This window comes from Phocoenobacter atlanticus subsp. cyclopteri (assembly GCF_018343795.1).
Lineage (GTDB): Bacteria > Pseudomonadota > Gammaproteobacteria > Enterobacterales > Pasteurellaceae > Phocoenobacter > Phocoenobacter atlanticus.
Genome location: NZ_CP074346.1, coordinates 1,650,689 through 1,670,372, shown reverse-complemented (window position 1 = coordinate 1,670,372; position 19,684 = coordinate 1,650,689). Strand labels below are relative to the sequence as shown.

The 19,684-nt window shown below is 35.9% G+C and carries 20 protein-coding genes; 11 read left to right on the top strand and 9 right to left on the bottom strand.

Annotated elements, in window-relative coordinates; all coding sequences use genetic code 11:
• The 7 genes from KGI96_RS08050 (at position 1) to thrB (ending at position 8,652) form a co-directional block, all read left to right on the top strand.
• Complete coding sequence (locus KGI96_RS08050) at positions 1-474, top strand: phosphatidylglycerophosphatase A family protein (protein WP_211599083.1); 474 nt, start codon at positions 1-3, stop codon at positions 472-474.
• A gap of 19 nt (positions 475-493) precedes the next feature.
• Entirely contained in the window at positions 494-1,114 is a 621-nt protein-coding gene (locus KGI96_RS08045; protein WP_211599082.1) for a LysE family transporter, read from the top strand.
• A 108-nt stretch (positions 1,115-1,222) separates the two neighbouring features.
• Positions 1,223-2,554, top strand: coding sequence for an ATP-dependent RNA helicase SrmB (gene srmB, locus KGI96_RS08040; RefSeq protein ID WP_211599081.1), 1,332 nt, complete (start codon positions 1,223-1,225; stop codon positions 2,552-2,554).
• A gap of 171 nt (positions 2,555-2,725) precedes the next feature.
• Positions 2,726-3,481 (top strand): MlaA family lipoprotein, encoded by a 756-nt coding sequence (locus tag KGI96_RS08035; protein WP_211599097.1) that lies wholly within the window; start codon positions 2,726-2,728, stop codon positions 3,479-3,481.
• 37 nt (positions 3,482-3,518) lie between these two features.
• A complete protein-coding gene (locus tag KGI96_RS08030) occupies positions 3,519-4,982 on the top strand; it encodes a TrkH family potassium uptake protein (protein WP_211599080.1) in 1,464 nt (487 codons plus the stop codon).
• A 255-nt stretch (positions 4,983-5,237) separates the two neighbouring features.
• Positions 5,238-7,688 (top strand): bifunctional aspartate kinase/homoserine dehydrogenase I, encoded by a 2,451-nt coding sequence (gene thrA / locus KGI96_RS08025; protein WP_211599079.1) that lies wholly within the window; start codon positions 5,238-5,240, stop codon positions 7,686-7,688.
• A gap of 16 nt (positions 7,689-7,704) precedes the next feature.
• Positions 7,705-8,652, top strand: a complete 948-nt coding sequence (gene thrB / locus KGI96_RS08020; protein ID WP_211599078.1) for a homoserine kinase — start codon at positions 7,705-7,707, stop codon at positions 8,650-8,652.
• A gap of 111 nt (positions 8,653-8,763) precedes the next feature.
• Here thrB and agaD read toward each other — a convergent pair whose 3' ends face one another.
• From agaD to tsaA, 4 genes are all read right to left on the bottom strand, one after another.
• Complete coding sequence (gene agaD, locus KGI96_RS08015; protein WP_090920479.1) at positions 8,764-9,558, bottom strand: PTS galactosamine transporter subunit IID; 795 nt, start codon at positions 9,556-9,558, stop codon at positions 8,764-8,766.
• On the bottom strand, positions 9,548-10,348 hold the full coding sequence (gene agaC, locus KGI96_RS08010) for a PTS galactosamine transporter subunit IIC (protein WP_211599077.1): 801 nt from the start codon (positions 10,346-10,348) through the stop codon (positions 9,548-9,550). Before agaC ends, agaD begins: the two co-directional genes overlap by 11 nt.
• Before the next feature lie 28 nt (positions 10,349-10,376).
• The gene (gene agaB, locus KGI96_RS08005; RefSeq protein ID WP_090920488.1) at positions 10,377-10,841 is read right to left on the bottom strand and encodes a PTS galactosamine transporter subunit IIB; all 465 of its coding nucleotides are present in this window, start codon (positions 10,839-10,841) and stop codon (positions 10,377-10,379) included.
• Positions 10,842-11,010: 169 nt separating this feature from the next.
• Complete coding sequence (gene tsaA, locus KGI96_RS08000) at positions 11,011-11,763, bottom strand: tRNA (N6-threonylcarbamoyladenosine(37)-N6)-methyltransferase TrmO (protein ID WP_211599076.1); 753 nt, start codon at positions 11,761-11,763, stop codon at positions 11,011-11,013.
• Between the two features lie 106 nt (positions 11,764-11,869).
• Between tsaA and KGI96_RS07995 the strand changes: the two genes are divergently transcribed.
• Positions 11,870-12,775 (top strand): 1,4-dihydroxy-2-naphthoate polyprenyltransferase, encoded by a 906-nt coding sequence (locus KGI96_RS07995; RefSeq protein WP_211599075.1) that lies wholly within the window; start codon positions 11,870-11,872, stop codon positions 12,773-12,775.
• A 9-nt stretch (positions 12,776-12,784) separates the two neighbouring features.
• Here the strand turns inward: KGI96_RS07995 and tsaD are convergent, their stop codons facing one another.
• Entirely contained in the window at positions 12,785-13,813 is a 1,029-nt protein-coding gene (gene tsaD, locus KGI96_RS07990; RefSeq protein ID WP_211599074.1) for a tRNA (adenosine(37)-N6)-threonylcarbamoyltransferase complex transferase subunit TsaD, read from the bottom strand.
• A gap of 98 nt (positions 13,814-13,911) precedes the next feature.
• Positions 13,912-14,688, bottom strand: a complete 777-nt coding sequence (locus tag KGI96_RS07985) for an outer membrane protein assembly factor BamD (protein ID WP_211599073.1) — start codon at positions 14,686-14,688, stop codon at positions 13,912-13,914.
• A gap of 113 nt (positions 14,689-14,801) precedes the next feature.
• Here KGI96_RS07985 and rluD point away from each other — a divergent pair, with 113 nt between their 5' ends.
• Entirely contained in the window at positions 14,802-15,779 is a 978-nt protein-coding gene (gene rluD / locus KGI96_RS07980) for a 23S rRNA pseudouridine(1911/1915/1917) synthase RluD (protein ID WP_211599072.1), read from the top strand.
• Here the strand turns inward: rluD and recQ are convergent.
• From recQ to infA, 3 genes are all read right to left on the bottom strand, one after another.
• Positions 15,776-17,587, bottom strand: coding sequence for an ATP-dependent DNA helicase RecQ (gene recQ / locus KGI96_RS07975; RefSeq protein WP_229577149.1), 1,812 nt, complete (start codon positions 17,585-17,587; stop codon positions 15,776-15,778). The two genes, rluD and recQ, sit on opposite strands and share 4 nt — an antisense overlap.
• A complete protein-coding gene (gene cyaY / locus KGI96_RS07970) occupies positions 17,587-17,895 on the bottom strand; it encodes an iron donor protein CyaY (RefSeq protein ID WP_211599071.1) in 309 nt (102 codons plus the stop codon). The genes recQ and cyaY overlap by 1 nt, the downstream gene beginning before the upstream one ends.
• Positions 17,896-17,963: 68 nt before the next feature.
• Positions 17,964-18,182, bottom strand: a complete 219-nt coding sequence (gene infA / locus KGI96_RS07965) for a translation initiation factor IF-1 (protein ID WP_211599070.1) — start codon at positions 18,180-18,182, stop codon at positions 17,964-17,966.
• 119 nt (positions 18,183-18,301) lie between these two features.
• On the opposite strand from infA, the gene serB reads away from it, so the two are divergent.
• Both serB and KGI96_RS07955 read left to right on the top strand, forming a co-directional pair.
• On the top strand, positions 18,302-19,171 hold the full coding sequence (gene serB / locus KGI96_RS07960; RefSeq protein WP_211599069.1) for a phosphoserine phosphatase SerB: 870 nt from the start codon (positions 18,302-18,304) through the stop codon (positions 19,169-19,171).
• A 16-nt stretch (positions 19,172-19,187) separates the two neighbouring features.
• The gene (locus tag KGI96_RS07955) at positions 19,188-19,679 is read left to right on the top strand and encodes a YajQ family cyclic di-GMP-binding protein (protein WP_211599068.1); all 492 of its coding nucleotides are present in this window, start codon (positions 19,188-19,190) and stop codon (positions 19,677-19,679) included.
• The last annotated feature ends 5 nt before the right edge of the window (positions 19,680-19,684 follow it).

Genomic DNA, 19,684 nt, shown 5'->3' with positions numbered 1-19,684 from the left:
ATGAAACCGATTAATCTCAAAAATCCCATTCATTTATTCGCTTTTGGTTTTGGTTCAGGTTTAATCAAGCCCGCCCCAGGTACTTGGGGAACATTAGTCGGTATGATTTTTGCAATTTTTTTATGGAATCTTACCGCTTCCCCGCTTTTTTTTATGATCCTTACTGTGATTTCTTTTATTTTAGGTTGCTATATCTGTGAAAAAACCAGTCAAGACTTAGGTATTCACGATGATGGGCGTATTGTATGGGATGAAATTGTTGCTATATTTTTAATTTTTGCTTTTTTACCTCAGTATGATTATATCTTTTATGGACTTACGTTTATTGTATTCCGCTTTTTTGATATTGTTAAACCCTATCCGATAAAGCAGTTTGATCAAACACTAAAAGGCGGTTTAGGAATTATGGTTGATGATATTTTAGCTGCTGTTTATACTATTTCGATCCTTTATATTCTGAACTACATTTTGTAGGTATGATTTAGGTAAAATTATGTTATTAACCCTTTTCTTTGTACAACTAGCAGGACTAGTAAGCCCAGGTCCTGATTTTTTCTATATTAGTCGTCGAGCGGCGAGTAGTAATAGCCGTAATGCAATATTTGCTGCAATAGGTATTTCTTTAGGGGTCGCTTTTTGGGCAATTGTCGTTATTTTTGGATTTGGGCTTTTGATAAAAGAGATGCCTTTTTTGAACTGTCTTATTATGATTTTAGGAGGGAGTTTTCTTAGCTATACAGGTTTTAAAATGGCAAGAGTAAAAGAAAATGCTCAATTTGATGAAAAGACCTTTATTGAAAAAACGTCTGCTAAAAAAGAAATTTTAGATGGTTTAATGATTAATCTAGCCAATGCAAAAGTAGTGGTCTTTTTTAGTAGTATATTATCCGGTTATGCTTCTCAACTTGTTAATATTGAAGATTATTTTTTAGTGTTAGCAATGTTATCTTTTAGTACTTTAATCTATTTTTCCCTCGTTGCACTATTATTCTCTCGTCAAGTTATTTGTAAATTTTATGCAAAATATAACCGCTATATTGATAATGTAGCTGGGCTAGTTTTCCTCTTTTTTGGGTTGAATTTGATTTATAATGGACTACTGTTTTTTGTTTAAAGAAATAAATAAAATTTACCTAATAATAGTTAAAGAGTGTTAAACTAGTCTGTTAAATAAAAAATTATTTGATCGAAACAAAGAAAACAAGTTAGGAAATAAATTAAAATGATAACATTTGAAGAACTCGATTTAGCGCCAGAATTATTAAAAGCGGTAAAGCAAAAAGGGTATAAAACACCAACGGTCATTCAGCAAAATACCATTCCAGTAGCAATGGAAGGACGTGATTTGCTGGGTTCTGCCCCAACAGGAACAGGGAAAACAGCGGCATTTTTATTGCCAGCGATCCAACATTTATTAGATTATCCTCGTAGACATTCAGGTCCACCACGTATTTTAATTTTAACGCCAACCCGTGAATTAGCAATGCAAGTGTCAGGGCAGGCAAAAGAGTTAGCGGAATTTACTCATTTAGATATTGCCACTATTACAGGTGGTGTGGCGTATCAAAATCACGGTGAAGTGTTTAACCATAATCAAGATATTTTGGTAGCAACCCCTGGTCGATTATTACAATATATTAAAGAAGAAAATTTTGATTGTCGTGCGGTTGAAATCTTAATTTTTGATGAAGCCGACAGAATGTTACAAATGGGTTATGGGCAAGATGCAGAAACCATAGCTGCCGAAACACGTTGGCGTAAACATACGTGGTTATTTTCAGCCACCCTTGAAGGTGATTTGCTCACAGATTTTGCAGATCGTATTTTGACTGAACCAGAACATATTGATGCAGATCCTAGCCGTCGTGAACGTAAGAAAATTACCCAATGGTATTATCATAGTGATAATTTAGAGCATAAAACTAAGCAGTTAGCCCGTTTTATTAGTGAAAATAATGTAGAGAAAGCGATTGTATTTGTACGTCGTCGTGAAATGACCCGTGAATTGAGTGATATTTTACGTAAGCGTGGTTTACGTTCAACTTACCTTGAGGGGGAAATGGCACAAACTTTACGTACTCAAGCGATCGAGCGTTTGAAAGAGGGTGTAGTAAATATATTGGTTGCAACAGATGTTGCTGCACGAGGGATTGATATCGATGATATAGATTTTGTGATTAACTTTGATTTACCTTATAACGCTGATGCTTATTTACACCGTATTGGGCGTACTGCTCGAGCAGGTAAAAAAGGCAGTGCTATTTCACTGGTTGAAGCCCACGATTATAAATTATTAGGAAAAATTAAACGTTATACTGATGAAGTGTTGAAAGCACGTATTATTGAAGGGTTAGAGCCTCGCACTAAAGCACCAAAAGACGGTGAAACAGCCTCAAAATCGAAAAAAGAGAAAGCAAGAATAAAGAAAAAGAGAGAGACTAAAAAAGACGAGAAAAAAGTAAAAGTAAAAATTCGAACGAAGGATACCAAAAATATTGGTAAACGTAGAAAACCTAAGGCAGAAGCACCTAAAATCGAAACAATAACAGAGTAGTTTAAAATCAAGCGGTGAGATTTGATTAAAAATTTGCAAATTTTGATCTTGATCTTACCGCTTAGTTTATTCTGTCAGACATCAATTATGTTACAAATAAATGATGGCGTTTATACTAAAGTTGAGTACAATATAAACATCACAATGAGAGAAAATAGAGTGTTATTTATGATGAAATTTAAAAAGAATTTAAAACAATGGCTTGTTGCATTCGCAATGATCAGTTTAACGGCTTGTTCTTCTATCGATCCTGAAACAGGAGCAAGAAAAGATCCGTTAGAAGGATTTAATCGAGCGATGTGGGCAGTGAATTATAAAGTATTAGATCCTTATATTTTAAAACCTGTTGCAAAAGGGTGGCGTGATTATATGCCAAGTCCAATAAAAACCGGCTTAACAAATGTGTCAAGTAATTTGGCAGAACCTGCTAGTTTTTTAAATCGCTTATTGCAAGGTGATGTAGAAAAAGCGGTCGTACATCTTAATCGCTTTTTGATAAATAGTACCTTTGGTTTAGGGGGCTTAATTGATTTTGCGAGTTCTAGTGAGCCTTTAAAATTAAAAGAAGTACGCACTTTTTCTCATACGTTAGGTAAATATGGAATGGGTGATGGACCTTATATTATGTTACCCATTCTTGGACCTAAATCACCAAGGGATCTCTTGTCTGAAGTAGATTACACTTATCCTATTTTATCTTTACTCACTTTCCCTGCAACAATTGGTAAGAAAGTGGTGGATGGCGTAGATCAAAGAGCCAAATTATTAGAGCAAGATGAAATATTAAAACAATCTCAAGATCCTTATATCATTGTTCGTGAGGCTTATTTCCAGCATAAAAACTTTGAATTAAGAGATGGAAAGCCAAAGCAAGAAGAAGTGAAAGAGAGACAATTCTCAGAAGCCGAATTGGAAGGGATAGACTAATCAGTGTATTAATGATTATTTAATAAAGGACAGATAAGTGCATTTACGTTCAATTATTCGTATTATGGGGATTTTAGTGATGTGTTTTTCACTCACTATGCTTGTTCCTGCAGTGGTTGCGCTGATTTATGGAGATGGAGAAGGAACAACCTTTGTTAAATCATTTCTAATCAGTATTTCTGTCGGTTTTTTATTTTGGTGGAGTTGCCGTTATCACAAAGATGAGTTACGTTCTCGTGAAGGATTTTTAATTGTTGTTGCATTTTGGTTTGTTCTAGGCTGTATTGCAGCATTACCTTTGTTTCTTGCAAATAGCCTTGATATGAGTACCGCAGATGTGTTATTTGAATCCTTTTCTGCTTTAACAACAACAGGTGCAACGGTAATGTCTGGTTTAGATGAATTACCCAAAGCGATTTTATTTCACCGCCAGTTTACCCAGTTTGTTGGAGGAATGGGAATTATCGTGTTAGCGGTTGCCGTTATTCCTTTACTTGGGGTTGGAGGAACACAACTCTATAAAGCGGAGTCTTCAGGTCCTTTAAAAGATCAAAAAATTCTACCCAGAATTGCTGAAATTGCAAAATTATTATGGTTGCTTTATTCCTTTATGATTTTAGCTTGTGCGTTATCTTACTGGTTAGCAGGAATGTCTGTCTTTGATGCCATAGGACATAGTTTTTCGACTATCTCAAATGGGGGATTTTCTACCCACGATGCGAATATGGGATTTTTCCAGAATTCATCAATTCATATTATTGCCACTGTTTTTATGCTGATTGCGGGTTGTAACTTTTCACTGCATATTTTAGCTGCGATGAATTGGCGAAAAGGTCAGATTTCTAAAATCTACTTTGGTGATCCTGAATTTCGTTTTTTTGTATTATCACAACTCTTTTTTATCTCATTATTTTCAATTGGATTATATTTAACGACGTCAGATTATTCGTTTGCTAAAGCTTTTGAGCTAGGGTCATTACAATTAGTTTCAATGTCAATGACAGCAGGTTTCACCATTTTTGATTTTAATGAATTATCTCCATTTTTAGGGATATTGTTATTATTTTCTGCCGCTGTGGGCGGTTGTGCAGGTTCAACCTCTGGTGGATTAAAAGCCATTCGGGTACTTGTGTTATGGCTACAAGTTAAACGTGAATTAAAACAACTGGTTCATCCTAGTTTAGTTAATTCCATTAAATTGGATAAAAGTGCTTTGCCAATACGTATTATAGAAAGTATTTGGGCTTTCTTTATTGTATTTATACTGGTTTTCTTCGGCTGTACTTTTGTTGCAATGCTGTTTGGAATGGAAGCTTTTGATGCTCTTGGAGGTGTGTGGGCGACTATTACAAATGCAGGTCCAGGGATTGGAATGACGAGTTTGGGTTTTGCTAATACCCCAGATGGGGCAAAATATGTGTTTATTTTTGCAATGGTTGCGGGGCGTTTAGAATTTTTCTCTTTGCTGGTGTTATTTACTCCTGCATTTTGGAAGACATAAACAAATATTTTTGTAAAAAGTATTGACAAAGTGACCGCTTTGTTTCATTCTTAAACCACTTTAATTTTTACAACAATTTTAAAATGAATAAATTTATGACAATTATTACCACCACCATTACCATTATGGAAACATAGTGCGGGTTGTTGCGTTTTAATAATTGAATAAAAAATTACACAAAACAATAAATAAGAAACCCGCTAACAAGCGGGTTTTTTTATAACTAAATTTATAAAAAATAATGAGGGAAAAAATATGCGAGTTCTTAAATTTGGGGGTACATCACTGGCTAATGCACAACGTTTTATGCAAGCTGCTGATATTATTGAAAATGCACATTTAAGTGATCAAGCTGCAGTTGTATTATCCGCACCAGCAAAAGTCACTAATCATTTAGTCGCAATTATAGAAAATGCAAAAAATCAGCAACAAGTGACCGCTTGTTTAACAGAGTTAGAGGTCATATTTTTTGCGATTATTGAAGGATTATATCAAGCTAATGCAAAATTAGATCGTGAAGCATTACTTTCTTTGGTTAATACGGAATTAACTCAAATTAAATACTTAGCAGATGAAATTATCAAAACAGGAAAATGTGAAGATAAAATGAGTGCCACAGTACATTGTCGAGGTGAGAAATTATCTATTGCGATAATGCAAGGCTGGTTTGAAGCAAAAGGGTATGGGGTCACAAATATTGATCCTGTTAAAAACTTGCTTGCAAGAGGTGATTATTTAGAATCTTCTGTGGATATTGCAAAATCAATGGAACGTATTGATGTTAAGGCTATTCCTAATAAAAATTTAGTGTTAATGGCAGGTTTTACTGCAGGCAATGAGCAGGGAGAACTGGTCTTATTAGGACGCAATGGTTCAGATTATTCCGCTGCCTGTTTAAGTGCTTGTTTAAACGCAGAGCGTTGCGAAATTTGGACAGATGTTGATGGTGTCTATACTTGTGATCCTCGTCTGGTACCTGATGCGATTTGCTTAGAAACAATGAGCTATCAAGAAGCAATGGAATTAGCCTATTTTGGTGCAAAAGTGATCCACCCAAGAACCATTGCACCATTGGTTGCCCAGCAAATTCCTTGTGTGATTAAAAATACCGCCAATCCTGAAGGAAAAGGCACCTCCATTGGGCATATTAGCAATGATAATGTAATGGTAAAAGGGATTACTAATCTTGATAATATGGCAATGTTTAACGTCTCAGGTTCTGGTATGCAAGGAATGGTGGGAATGGCTGCACGTATTTTTTCTGTGATGTCTAGTGCAGGGATTTCTATTATTTTAATCACTCAATCCTCTTCAGAATACAGTATTAGTTTTTGTGTGGCGGATAAATATGCAAATAACGCCTTATCAGCATTAGAAAGTGAATTTGAACAAGAGCTATCTCAACAGTTACTCGATCCTATTGAGGTAATGCAAAATCTATCTATTGTGTCAGTCGTCGGAGATGGAATGCAGTCCGTCAAAGGATTAGCTGCTCGCTTTTTCTCTGCACTTGCTCAAGTAAATATCAATATTATTGCTATTGCTCAAGGTTCATCAGAACGTTCTATTTCTGCGGTTGTACCAATGAATAAAGCCGTTGAAGCGGTAAAAGCTACGCATCAAATTCTGTTTAGCAATAAAAAAGTGATTAACCTTTGCTTATTTGGTGTAGGGGGAGTAGGAGCAAATTTAATTGAACAAATTAAAAATCAGCAAAGTTACCTTGCGAATAAAGATATTGAAATTAATCTCTGTATGTTGGCAAATTCAAGCAAAGCCATTTTTAATAAAGATGGTGTGGCGCTGACAAATTGGCAATCACAACTTGCTAATGCGACACAATCATCAGATTTTGATACCTTATTAGCTTTTGTGAAACAACACCATATTGTTAATCCCGTCTTTGTGGATTGTACCACGTCGCAAGTGGTGGCGAATCTCTATGCAAAAGCATTAAAAGAGGGCTTTCACGTGGTGACACCAAATAAAAAAGCCAATACATCAGATTATGCGTACTATCAACAACTGCGTGAAAATGCACGTCGCAGCCATCATAAATTTTTGTATGAAACGAATGTGGGTGCAGGGTTGCCCGTAATTGAGAACTTACAACATTTACTTGCAGCAGGTGATGAAGTACAACGTTTTGAGGGTATTTTGTCAGGCTCACTCTCTTTTATTTTTGGTTTACTTGAAGAAGGTTTAACCCTTTCGCAAGCAACGGTATTGGCAAAACAAAAAGGATTTACAGAACCTGATCCTCGTGATGATTTGTCGGGTGAGGATGTTGCGCGTAAATTATTAATTTTAGCACGTGAAATTGGCTTACCTTTAGAACTGGCAGATATTGAAGTCGAAGGCATACTACCACAAGGTTTTGCACAAGGAAAATCAACGTCAGAGTTTTTACAATTATTACCCGAACTTGATCAAAAATTTGCAAAAAATGTTGAACAAGCCACCGCTTGTAATAAAGTATTGCGTTATGTTGGATCAATAGATAACGGTAAATGTAAAGTGTCAATCAAAGCAGTAGATAGTGATGATCCACTATTTAAAGTGAAAAATGGTGAGAATGCACTGGCATTTTATACCCACTATTATTCTCCAATTCCATTGTTATTACGTGGCTATGGAGCGGGTAATGATGTCACCGCAGCAGGTATTTTTGCCGATATTTTACGTACATTAAGATACGTACATTAAGATAAGGAGCAAAGCAATGGCATTACGAATTTATGCACCTGCAACCAGTGCAAATATCAGTGTAGGATTTGATTTATTAGGTGCTGCCGTTTCTCCAATAGATGGTTCATTACTTGGAGATATGGTCGAAATTGATGATTGTCACACTCTCTTTGAATTTGAAAGTGTTGGGCGATTTGTTAAAAAATTACCTAAAGAGCGAGAAAAAAATATTGTCTATCAAGCCTATGTTTTATTTAGTGAAAGGTTAAAATTACGAGGTGGAAAGGTTAAAAAACTACGTTTAACCTTAGAAAAAAATATGCCAATTGGTTCAGGATTAGGGTCGAGTGCCTGTTCTATTGTTGCGGCATTAGTGGCGCTTAACCAATTTCATCACAATCCATTTACTGAAATGGAATTATTGGAAATGATGGGGCAGTTAGAAGGACGAATTTCAGGCAGTATTCATTATGATAATGTTGCACCTTGTTATTTAGGTGGTTTACAGCTAATGGTTGACGGACAAGGGAGTATTTGTCAATCTTTACCTTTTTTTGAAAATTGGTATTGGATACTCGCTTATCCCGGAATAAAGGTTTCTACGGCGAAAGCACGAGCCATTTTACCAGAAAATTATTCACGTCAAGATATCGTCGCTCAAGCTCGTTATTTAGGGAGCTTTATCCACGCTTGCCATACTAAACAGGAGGCTTTAGCCACAGAAATGATGCGAGATGTGATTGCTGAGCCTTACCGTGAGCAACTATTACCAAACTTTGCTACCATACGCCAACAATCTAAAGATCTCGGCGCATTGGCTGTGGGTATCTCAGGCTCTGGTCCTACGATGTATGCAATTGCTTCAAGCCTTGAAGATGCTTATAGATTATCCAGTTACCTTGAAAATAACTATTTACAAAATGATTCGGGTTTTGTACATATTTGTAAGGTTGATAGCGAGGGAGCGAGAGCGTTAGGGTAATCAATACAAAGGGATGAAAAATAAATCCGATTTATAGGGGAGACTGCCCTATAAATCGGATTTGCTTTGATGAAAGTTATTACTAACTTACTTTAATTTTACTTAACTTAATTATAAAATACCTAAAAAGGATAATAGAATAGAAAGCCCAAATGTAATGGCAATCAACATAATAGGATTAAAACGTTTTTTAGTAAGCAGATAATACATACTTAATACATAGCCTAATCCTAAAATATTTGGAAAAATCTTATCAAAAAAGTCTGTTTGAACAGAAACGGTTTTTTGAGCATTGACCACTATCTCACTGATAACATTAATATGGACATAGGACGCAATTAAACCACCGATTACAGTGACCCCTAAAATAGTTGCCCCTTTTGCGATAATATCGGACTCTTTCTTAATGCGTTCAACAGCATTTATTCCTAAATTATACCCAAGATGGGTTAAAGGAATGCGTAATAGCCAAATGGCAAGGTAAACCGCAAAAAATAAAATGGGTCCAAGTACGCTACCTGACATTGCCAAAGAAGCACATACCCCTGCCATAATTGGTAACAAGGTGAACCAAAATATCGCATCACCAATCCCTGCTAAAGGAGCAAATAATGCCAGTTTCAGCCCTTTGATTGTAGCTCGTTTTTCTTTTGCTTCTTCTAATGAAACAAGTAATCCCATTAAAAAGCCAACAAGGTTTGGATGGGTATTGATAAATTCCAAATTATCATTCATTGCATCAGAAAGATCTTTTTTATCTTTATGAATTTTCTTTAACAAAGGTAATTGTGAGTATAGAAAACCACAAGATTGCATTCTTTCATAGTTAAAACTTGCTTGCAAAAATGATGAACGAATAGCAAGTTTGGTAATATCTGATTTGGTAATAACTTTATTAGATTCCATCTTCTTCGTCCTCCACTTTTCGTGTGATTGTACTAATACTGGATAATATCTGACTACGCTCTTTACCAATGTTATACATTAACATTGCAAGAGCAAACCCTACTGCTGCTACTGGAAGTAAGTTTGAGAAGGTTAAGAAACTCGCCATTACAAATCCAATAATGAGGTAAGTAACATATTCCAGTTTGAGTAATACTTTTAATAACATACCAAAACCAACTGCTGGTAAAATTCCTCCTGTTACTTCAAATCCGTGAGTAAGCCATTGAGGTAAACTATTCACAAACACTTTCATTGGTTCTTGAGCAATATAAACACATAAGAACACAACAATGGCATAAATACATCCAATAATTGCAGTAGTGGTTATGTTTATTTTTGCAATACTTTGTACATCTGCGTTATCAGCCGCTTCATCAGCTTTAACCATAAAAATAGTAAATGCCGAGTAGCAGAATAAAATGATATATTGCATTAAAAAGCTAAATGGTAAAGCCAAAGCCATAGAAGCCTGTGGGGTTGATCCTGTGGTATAAGCGAGTACCGTTCCCATTACACCTGCCAAAATAGGATTTGGTGGTTGTACGCCTCCTGCTGGTGTTAAACCTGCAAAAGCAAGTTCAGTTAAACCACCAACCATTAAACCTGTTTGTAAATCACCTAAAATGGTACCTGTTAAAGTGGCAACGATAATTGGTCTAAAAATAAAAAGTGCCTCAAACCAAAAATCAATACCAACAATTAAAGCCATTATGGCAATTCCAATCCCTTGTAACAAAGTAATTTCCATAATTTTCTCCTTAATCTGATGAGTTAAATTATTTAATAAATTCCTTACTATCTCCGGGAACGTCCTGTATATACAGCTCAACGCCATAATCTCGGATTTTGTGTAAATAGTCTAAGTCTGTTTCATCAACATAGACTTTTTTACTTAATTGTGTTTTTCCTTTTGAAAAGTGCATATTACCAATATTCACTTCTTCAATCGGTACACCCCCTTCAATCAGCTTCCAAGCAACTTCTGGAGTTGGAACAACAATAAAAATTTTCTGTCGATCTGAAGCTTTATGAATAACGTTAATCATTTTTTCAATACTGAAAAAACGCACACCAGCACCTGAGGTTTGCAAAACACTTGCCATAAGTTGCTGTTGAAGTGGATCTTCTGCGACATCATCATCAACGACTACAACAAGATTAGATTGAAGGGTCATTACCCAAGTCATTCCAACTTGTCCGTGAATTAAACGATTGTCTATACGAGTGAGTAAGATAGGCATAGTCTCTCCCTATTCGATTATAAAGAATAAATAAAAAGATTGACCGATTATAGATCGGAATTTTCCCATTAGTAATTAGTAATTAGTAATTATGTGATCAATGTCACACTTTTTCTACAAAAAATACCATTATTTAATAAAAAATATGTTTATTTTTGTTGTTTTGCTGTTATTTTTTGAAATTTTGGGTATTTTTAATTTCAACCACTATTGCCTGATAAGGATTTTCCGTATCGATTTTCCAACGGATATTACACTCAGCCAGTAACATTCCATATACTCGATCAGTCAGTTTACCTTGTTGATAAGCAGGGCGTGGATCTTGTGCGATAACGTCTCGGATAAATGCAATCGGATCATCGATCTGATATTTTGCAAATTTTTGACAAGATGTGACCGCTTGTTTCGCCTCTTGCGTAAAGGTGACGGTTAATTTTGGGGTAGGTTTATGTTGTGCAAAACCAGATTTGGCATTGACTTCGCTATCAGCATAGGCGAGATAAGGTTTAATATCTAAAATTGGCGTACCGTCAACTAAATCCACACTGCCTAAATAGAGCAACACGTCTCCATTTTTATAGTCGATTTTTTCTAATGTCACTTTTGATAAACCAATGGGATTAGGGCGATGAGTAGAGCGACTTGCAAATACACCCACTCGTTGATTACCCCCTAAACGAGGAGGTCGCACTGTGGTTTGTACTTTACCTTGTGGAATATGATGAAATTGAAATAATAACCATAAATGGCTAAATTCACTGAGTCCTCGAACACTCTCTTCTGTATTGTAAGGAGGAAGTAAACGCAATATCCCCTTACCCTCAGCCACTAAATTAGGTTGGCGTGGCACAGAAAATTTTTCACCGTAAGGCGTATGAATAATTCCCACTGGATAGCACGTAATTGGTTGAAGTTCCATCATATCGTCAATTTCCTTTAAAAAATTAAAAAATAATATGTCATTTTATAATAAAATAGCTCATTATAAGGAAACTAAATCATAAATAAAATTTTAACCCACAATGACGATGAATAAACTCTCTACACTTTCTATTTGGATTAGCACCGCACGTCCAAAAACCTTGCCTTTAGCTTTAGCCTCTATTTTAGTTGGCTCAGCATTAGCGTCATCGGTCGGTGCATTTAATGGTATTACCACTTTTTTGGCTTTTTTAACTACCCTGTTATTGCAAATTCTCTCTAACTTTGCAAATGATTATGGTGATCATATTCAAGGTTCTGACACTGCTGAGCGTATAGGTCCATTAAGAGCCATTCAACAAGGTGAAATTACCAAAGAGCAACTGAAAAAAGCGATTTATATACTAATAGGGCTTTCTTTACTTAGCGGTTTAACATTAATTATTTATGCTTATCAGTCGTGGCAGGATCTGGTTGTTTTTGGTGTATTGGGTGTGCTGGCGATTATTTGTGCAATTACTTATACTGTTGGTAGAAAACCTTATGGATATATGGGGTTAGGCGATATTTCTGTATTGGTTTTCTTTGGCTTTTTAGCCGTATCTGGAACATTCTATTTACAGGTTCATTCTTTATCAATGATTATTTTTCTTCCTGCCTTTAGCTGTGGATTACTTTCAGTTGCAGTACTCAATATCAATAATCTAAGGGATATTCATCAAGATAAAGTGGCAGGAAAAAATACGATTATTGTACGTTTAGGATCAAAAAAAGGCTGTATTTATCATATCTTATTATTAACACTAGCGGTCACTTGTTACTTAATTTTTGCAATTTTAACGCAACAATCTTGGCAAGGTTTTCTTTTCCTTATCACCACGCCGTTATTAGTTAAGCACGCTTTAACCGTTTATCGTCATCAAGATCCTTGCGAACTTCGTCCTTTATTGGGGCAAATGGCAGGCTTAGCTTTAATCACTAACTTTATTTTTAGCTTAGGAATAATGTTATAGCGTAAAGAATCAGATTGATGTTAATTCTGTCATTGACCAACGTGGTTTTACATTAATGCTTAAATCACTTTGCTCACCATTTTTAAGGCGTAAAAAACCAGCGTAAGCAATCATCGCACCATTATCTGTACAAAATTCAGGGCGAGGGTAAAAAACGTTGCCTTGTTGCTTTTTCATCAATTCTGCAAGGTTGTGTCGAAGTTGTTTATTGGCACTAACTCCACCAGCGACCACTAAACGTTTATAACCTGTTTGTTTCAATGCTCGGCGACATTTAATCATCAAGGTATCTACAACGGCATCTTGGAAGGCATAAGCGATATCACAACGAGTTTGTTCGTTTAATATACCTTGTTCAGCAATCTGTTTATGAATAGTATTAGCGGTTGCTGTTTTTAGACCAGAAAAACTAAAATCTAATCCAGGTCTATCTGTCATAGGGCGAGGAAATTTAAAACGTTCTGCTGTACCTTGCTCTGCCAATTTTGAGAGTGCAACACCTGCTGGATAGTCTAATCCAAGCAATTTCCCTGTTTTATCAAAGGCCTCACCTGCAGCATCATCAATAGATTCACCAAGCAGTTCGTAATTTCCCACATTTTCAACTTTAATTAATTGAGTATGTCCCCCTGAAACTAACAATGCAATAAAAGGAAACTCAGGAGGATTTTCTTCGAGCATTGGAGCGAGTAGATGTCCTTCCATATGATGTACGCCAAGTGCAGGTATATTCCACGCATAAGCCAATGAACGAGCGATGGTTGAACCCACTAATAATGCACCGACCAAACCTGGTCCAGCCGTATAAGCAATACCATCAATTTGATCAGCCGTTAAATTGGCTTCATCAAGAGCGGCTTGAATTAAAGGTAATGTTTTACGAATATGATCCCGTGAGGCAAGTTCCGGTACAACGCCACCATAATCAGCGTGCATTTCAATTTGACTATAAAGTTGATTGGCAATCAACCCTTGTTGTTCATCATAAATGGCGATGCCGGTTTCATCACACGAGGTTTCAATTCCTAAAATTCTCATTGTCAGTTTGTTATTCCTAAAAAATAAAGCCCTCTTTCATTAATGAAAGAGGGGGAGTGTAAATAAAAATTTGTAAAAAAGTTTAAAAATGTGACCGCTTAAAAACTTTCTCTATATGCTGGTTTTTTTGGCGTTTTAAATTTTTGTTTTTCAGTAGATTTAATTAGGTCTGCTGTTTTTTGTGCGGAGTCTTTAATTCCCATTTTCTCAAATGCATTTTTTAAATAAGGAAGTGCATCAATGGTTGCTTTACTATCAGGGAAATAACGAAGCATTTCTTCAATACGATTTACAATAGCAACATAAGCTTCACGTTTTTGGTAGTATTTAACAATTTCGAGCTCGTGTTCTGCAAGACGATTTTTTAAATAGACCATCCACTGTTTTGCTTCAGCAGCATATTTACTATTAGGGAAATTATTCGCAATAACTTGGAAATTTCCATAGGCATCACGTGTAGATTTAATGGCTCGAGAAGAACGATTAACTTTAAAGAAATCTTGAATAAAATTATCGCCTAAACGCACATTCGATAATCCTACAAGGTAATAAACATAATCCATTTTTGTACTATTTGGATTGTTGCGAGCAAAACGCTCTGCAGCTTCAATGACTTTGTAATATTCTTTAGTTTGATAATAAGAGTACATTAAATCTAATTGTGTTTGTGCTCGATGAGCATTATATTTAAAATTACCATCAATGGCTTCTAAATACCGAATAGCAGAACTGTAATTTTCGTCTTTTAAATAAGTTTGTGCTTTGTTATAAAGAGTTTGATAAGGAAGAGTTTCAAAGTCTTTTTTTGAACTTGAACAGCCTGTTAGCAATACTCCTGCTAAAATAATGAAAGACAATGATTTTAATTGTTGCATAATAAATTTACCTAAAGTTAATGTATAATTTTGTTAGACTTGCTATTATTCGCTAAGTTCATTTGTTCTATTTTATAGAACATCACTTAATAATACAATAAATTGGAATTTAAATGGCTCAAGAAATTACATTAAAAACTGAAATCTCATTAGATTTAATCGGTTCTCGCTTAGATCAAGCATTAGCACAAAGTTTTCCCGATTATTCTCGTACTCGTTTGAAGGCGTGGATTGATAATGATCGTGTAAAAGTGAATGGTAAAATTGTAAATAAAGCACGTGAAAAAGTTTTTGGTGGAGAAGAGATTGAAATTCTTGCTGAAATGGAAGATGAAGTTCGTTTTGAAGCACAAAATATTGCACTTGATATTGTTTATGAAGATGAAGATATTTTGGTGATTAATAAACCTAAAGGTCTTGTCGTTCATCCTGGTGCTGGCAATCCAGACGGTACGGTGTTAAATGCACTGTTACATCATCACCCTGCGATTATTGAAGTCCCTCGTGCAGGTATTGTACATCGTTTAGATAAGGATACCACAGGCTTAATGGTGGTTGCAAAAACCATTCCCGCACAAACTCATTTAGTCGCAGCATTACAAAAACGCCGTATTACGCGTGAATATGAAGCTATCGCCAGTGGTGTGATGACACAAGGTGGAAAAGTTGATGAACCAATGGCTCGTCACCCAACCAAACGTATTGCAATGGCGGTACACCCAATGGGAAAACCTGCGGTTACTCACTATCGTATTATGCAAAAGTTCCGTAATCATACACGTTTACGTTTACGCTTAGAAACGGGGAGAACCCATCAAATTCGTGTGCATATGGCACATATTGCTCATCCATTGTTAGGCGATCAAGTTTATGGCGGACGTCCACGCCCACCAAAAGGTGCGAGTGAAGAATTTTTAACTGTGCTACGTGATTTCCAACGTCAAGCACTGCACGCAGCAATGCTTCGCTTAGAGCATCCAATAACGAAAGAAATAATGGAGTGGCACGCACCATTGCCTGATGATTTTGTAGAATTACTAGAGGCTCTGAAAACGGATTATGAGTTGTATAAAGAAGAGTTAGATTATTAGCGATTATCTAGATGTGCTTTAATCAACTGAATAAACGCCTCACCAAAACGTTCTAATTTACGTTCACCGACCCCATTTATGGCTAACATTTCATTAGGGGTTTGAGGCGTAAATTCTGCCATCTCTTGTAAGGTGGCATCGTTAAACACAATATAAGGCGGAATATTTTCCCTATCGGCAATCTGTTTACGTAAAAAGCGTAAACGGGCAAACAGATCTTTATCATAACGACGATTAGTTGCTTTGGTTGATAGTATCGTACTACTTGAAATACCTAAGCGAGGCATTGCAAGAGCAAGTGGTTCTTCGCCTCGTAAAAATGGACGTGCATTTTTGGTTAATTGTAGTGAAGAATGCTCCATTATATTTTGTTTAATCAGCCCTAAATGAATAAGCTGGCGAATAACACTGATCCAATATTCTTGATTTTTTTCTTTACCAATGCCAAATACGGAAAGTTGATCGTGGTGATGATCTTTAATTTTCTGATTATTTAAGCCTCGAAGCACACCCACAATATGGTGTAATCCAAATACTTGACCTGTTCGATAAATTGCAGACATCACTTTTTGAGCATCGACTAAGCCATCGTATTTTTTAGGTGGATCTAAACAAATATCACAGTTTTTACAAGGTTCTTGACGTAATTCGCCAAAATAGTTGAGTAATACTAAGCGGCGACAAGTTTGTGATTCTGCAAAATCTTTAATGGTATTCAGTTTATGCTGTTCGATCTTACGTTGTTCATTTTCAGGTTTTTCCAATAAGACTTTTTGTAGCCAACCATAATCCGCAGGATCGTAAAATAGCATTGCCTCTGCGGGTAAGTCATCACGTCCTGCACGCCCTGTTTCTTGATAGTAAGATTCTATACTACGAGGTAAATCAAAATGTACCACAAAACGCACATTAGATTTATTAATTCCCATTCCAAAAGCTACCGTTGCAACGACCACTTGAATATCATCTCGCTGAAAGGCATTTTGTACGGTAGATCGCTCAAGCACTGACATTCCGGCGTGATAGCCCATTACCTTGATACCACGAGAGGCTAGTTTTTCCGTAATACTCTCTACTTTTTTACGACTACCACAATAAACAATGCCACTTTTTCCTTGCTGCTTGTCTAAAAACTTGGCTAACTGATTAAGTGGCTTAAATTTTTCTTGAATAGTGTAACGAATATTAGGGCGATCAAAACTACCCAAGTAAGTATGAGGATCGTTAAGCTGTAAATGGGTAATAATATCAGCACGAGTAGCTGGATCCGCTGTTGCGGTAAGTGCCATAAGCGGTATGTTTGGAAAGGTTTTTCGCAAACCGCCAAGCAAGGTATATTCAGGACGAAAATCGTGTCCCCACTGTGAAATACAATGTGCTTCATCAACCGCAATTAAATTAATTTTACAATGGGAAATAAAGTGATAAAAATTATTGGTCATCACTTTTTCTGGAGAAATATAAAGTAATTTTAGTCTTCCAGATATTGCTTTTTGTTCAATTTGTTGTTGTTCTTCAAAGCCTTGAGTTGAGTTAAGATAAGCGGCTTCAATACCGTCTGTTAAAAGTTGATCGACCTGATCTTTCATCAATGAAATTAAAGGTGAGATCACTAAGGTGATCCCCTCTAAGCATAGTGCAGGCACTTGATAGCAAAGGGACTTTCCTCCACCTGTGGTAATAATAACCAAACAATCTTTATTAGATAATACTGCCTCAATAACTTCTTGTTGCCCAGTTCTAAAAGATTGGTAGCCAAAAACACTATGTAAAATATTTTTGGCTTTGATCATTAAAGGATTAGTCATTATTGAAAAGAAACGATTTCACCGTGTTTTTTCACAGCTTGTTCAAGGTGAGTCCAAAAAGAATGACCTTCACGATCAATCCATTGTCCATTTTGATATTTAAAGTGTAAACCACCCAATTTACTCGCTAGCCATAGCTCTAACATCGCTTCTTGTTTGTTAATGACTATTTGTGAATTATCAGCAAATATAATTTCCATCACTGAACCGTGCATTTCACAATCTACATCACAATCTTGTTCTTCAAGTTGTTCTTCAATGGTGAGCCAAGTTTGTTCAACAATTTGATGAAATTCTTGAGTATTCATTTAACTATTCCTAAATTAACAGATAAAAAACGGAAGCGTTGAGCTTCCGTCTTTTAACCATAAATAAATTATTTTGCACGGAAAGTAATACGACCTTTTTGTAAATCGTATGGGGTCATTTCAACAGTGACTTTATCTCCTGTTAAAATACGAATATAATTTTTACGCATTTTTCCAGAAATATGAGCAGTCACAATATGTCCATTTTCTAATTCAACACGAAACATCGTATTTGGTAAGGTTTCTAAAATTGTACCCTGCATTTCAATGCAATCTTCTTTTGCCATTTATTCCTCTTTTGTTTGATTGACTTTATAAAATAATAAAACTTCGTTATTATACTCTCAACCGACCGAATTTCAATCATTAAAAAATAACAATTTAAGCCAACAATATAAAGGTTATTATGCAAAACATCATTTTTATCTACTCAAAAAATCTGACAACAGAAAAAATAGTACAGTTTGAGCAAAAATCAGGGTTGAAAATACTGAAAAAGTTAGATTACTTAGCGTATAAAATTGCATTTTTTAATGCAAATCTTACCGCTTCCTTGCAACAACTTGCCACACAAATTGAGTGTGATATTAGCTCGTTAGATATTACACCAACCTTAGCACAACAAGGATTATTGGTAATGGATATGGATTCCACCGCCATTAAAATAGAATGTATCGATGAAATTGCCAAACTGGCTGGTACAGGGGAATTGGTCTCTTCAATCACCGCAAGTGCAATGCGAGGCGAGTTAGATTTTGAGCAAAGTTTACGCCAAAGAGTAGCAACATTAGAAAATGCCTCGGAAGAAATTTTGCAAAAAGTTCGTCAAATGTTACCGCTTATGGACGGTTTTGAAACGCTGATTAACACATTAAAACAAGCCAATTGGAAAATGGCTATCGCCTCAGGGGGCTTTGATTATTTTGCGGATTACTTAAAACAGAAATATCAGCTTGATGATGCCGTTTCTAATCAGCTTGAAATACAAAATGGGAAATTGACAGGTAAAGTATTAGGCAAAGTGGTGGATGCACAATATAAAGCAGAAACCCTACAACGTCTTGCTCAAGAATTTAATATTCCGCCAACTCAATGGGTTGCAGTGGGTGATGGGGCAAATGATTTACCAATGCTCAACACTGCCAGTTTAGGTATTGCATTACACGCTAAACCAAAGGTTCAAGAACAGGCACAATTTGTGGTAAACTTTGGGGACTTAACCGCCATTGCATTATTATTAAATGCAAAGCACTTATTTAATCAATCATCTTTATAAATAGAAGGAAAATAAAATGCCATCTTTTGATATTGTATCTGAAATTACTATGCACGAAGTACGTAACGCTGTAGAAAATGCCAATCGTGAATTAACTAACCGTTGGGATTTTCGTAATGTTACTGCGACGATTGAACTCAATGAAGGGAAAGAGAGTATTAAGCTAACCTCTGAGTCCGACTTCCAAGTAGAACAGTTGCTGGATATTTTACGCAATGCAATGATTAAACGTAGCATTGAACCCTCATCATTAGAAATTCCTGATGATTATGAACATAGCGGAAAAATGTACAGCAAGGAAGTCACGCTGAAACAAGGAATTGAAAAAGAGATGGCGAAAAAAATTATTAAATTAATTAAAGACGCAAAATTAAAAGTACAAACCCAAATACAAGGTGAACAAGTTCGAGTCACTGGAAAGTCTCGCGATGACTTACAAAAAACGATTCAACTTGTAAAAGGTGCTGAATTAGGACAACCGTTTCAGTTTGAGAATTTTAGAGATTAAGTTGG

Excerpts from the sequence above, each read along its gene's own strand:
- agaC (WP_211599077.1), bottom strand. The coding sequence starts at position 10,348 with ATGGAAATTACTTTGTTACAAGGGATTGGAATTGCCATAATGGCTTTA.
- KGI96_RS08045 (WP_211599082.1), top strand. The coding sequence starts at position 494 with ATGTTATTAACCCTTTTCTTTGTACAACTAGCAGGACTAGTAAGCCCA.
- agaB (WP_090920488.1), bottom strand. The coding sequence starts at position 10,841 with ATGCCTATCTTACTCACTCGTATAGACAATCGTTTAATTCACGGACAA.
- infA (WP_211599070.1), bottom strand. The coding sequence starts at position 18,182 with ATGGCAAAAGAAGATTGCATTGAAATGCAGGGTACAATTTTAGAAACC.
- rluD (WP_211599072.1), top strand. The coding sequence starts at position 14,802 with ATGGCTCAAGAAATTACATTAAAAACTGAAATCTCATTAGATTTAATC.
- KGI96_RS08050 (WP_211599083.1), top strand. The coding sequence starts at position 1 with ATGAAACCGATTAATCTCAAAAATCCCATTCATTTATTCGCTTTTGGT.
- cyaY (WP_211599071.1), bottom strand. The coding sequence starts at position 17,895 with ATGAATACTCAAGAATTTCATCAAATTGTTGAACAAACTTGGCTCACC.
- tsaA (WP_211599076.1), bottom strand. The coding sequence starts at position 11,763 with ATGATGGAACTTCAACCAATTACGTGCTATCCAGTGGGAATTATTCAT.
- serB (WP_211599069.1), top strand. The coding sequence starts at position 18,302 with ATGCAAAACATCATTTTTATCTACTCAAAAAATCTGACAACAGAAAAA.
- KGI96_RS08035 (WP_211599097.1), top strand. The coding sequence starts at position 2,726 with ATGAAATTTAAAAAGAATTTAAAACAATGGCTTGTTGCATTCGCAATG.
- srmB (WP_211599081.1), top strand. The coding sequence starts at position 1,223 with ATGATAACATTTGAAGAACTCGATTTAGCGCCAGAATTATTAAAAGCG.
- KGI96_RS07985 (WP_211599073.1), bottom strand. The coding sequence starts at position 14,688 with ATGCAACAATTAAAATCATTGTCTTTCATTATTTTAGCAGGAGTATTG.
- KGI96_RS07955 (WP_211599068.1), top strand. The coding sequence starts at position 19,188 with ATGCCATCTTTTGATATTGTATCTGAAATTACTATGCACGAAGTACGT.
- KGI96_RS07995 (WP_211599075.1), top strand. The coding sequence starts at position 11,870 with ATGAATAAACTCTCTACACTTTCTATTTGGATTAGCACCGCACGTCCA.
- thrA (WP_211599079.1), top strand. The coding sequence starts at position 5,238 with ATGCGAGTTCTTAAATTTGGGGGTACATCACTGGCTAATGCACAACGT.
- recQ (WP_229577149.1), bottom strand. The coding sequence starts at position 17,587 with ATGACTAATCCTTTAATGATCAAAGCCAAAAATATTTTACATAGTGTT.
- tsaD (WP_211599074.1), bottom strand. The coding sequence starts at position 13,813 with ATGAGAATTTTAGGAATTGAAACCTCGTGTGATGAAACCGGCATCGCC.
- thrB (WP_211599078.1), top strand. The coding sequence starts at position 7,705 with ATGGCATTACGAATTTATGCACCTGCAACCAGTGCAAATATCAGTGTA.
- agaD (WP_090920479.1), bottom strand. The coding sequence starts at position 9,558 with ATGGAATCTAATAAAGTTATTACCAAATCAGATATTACCAAACTTGCT.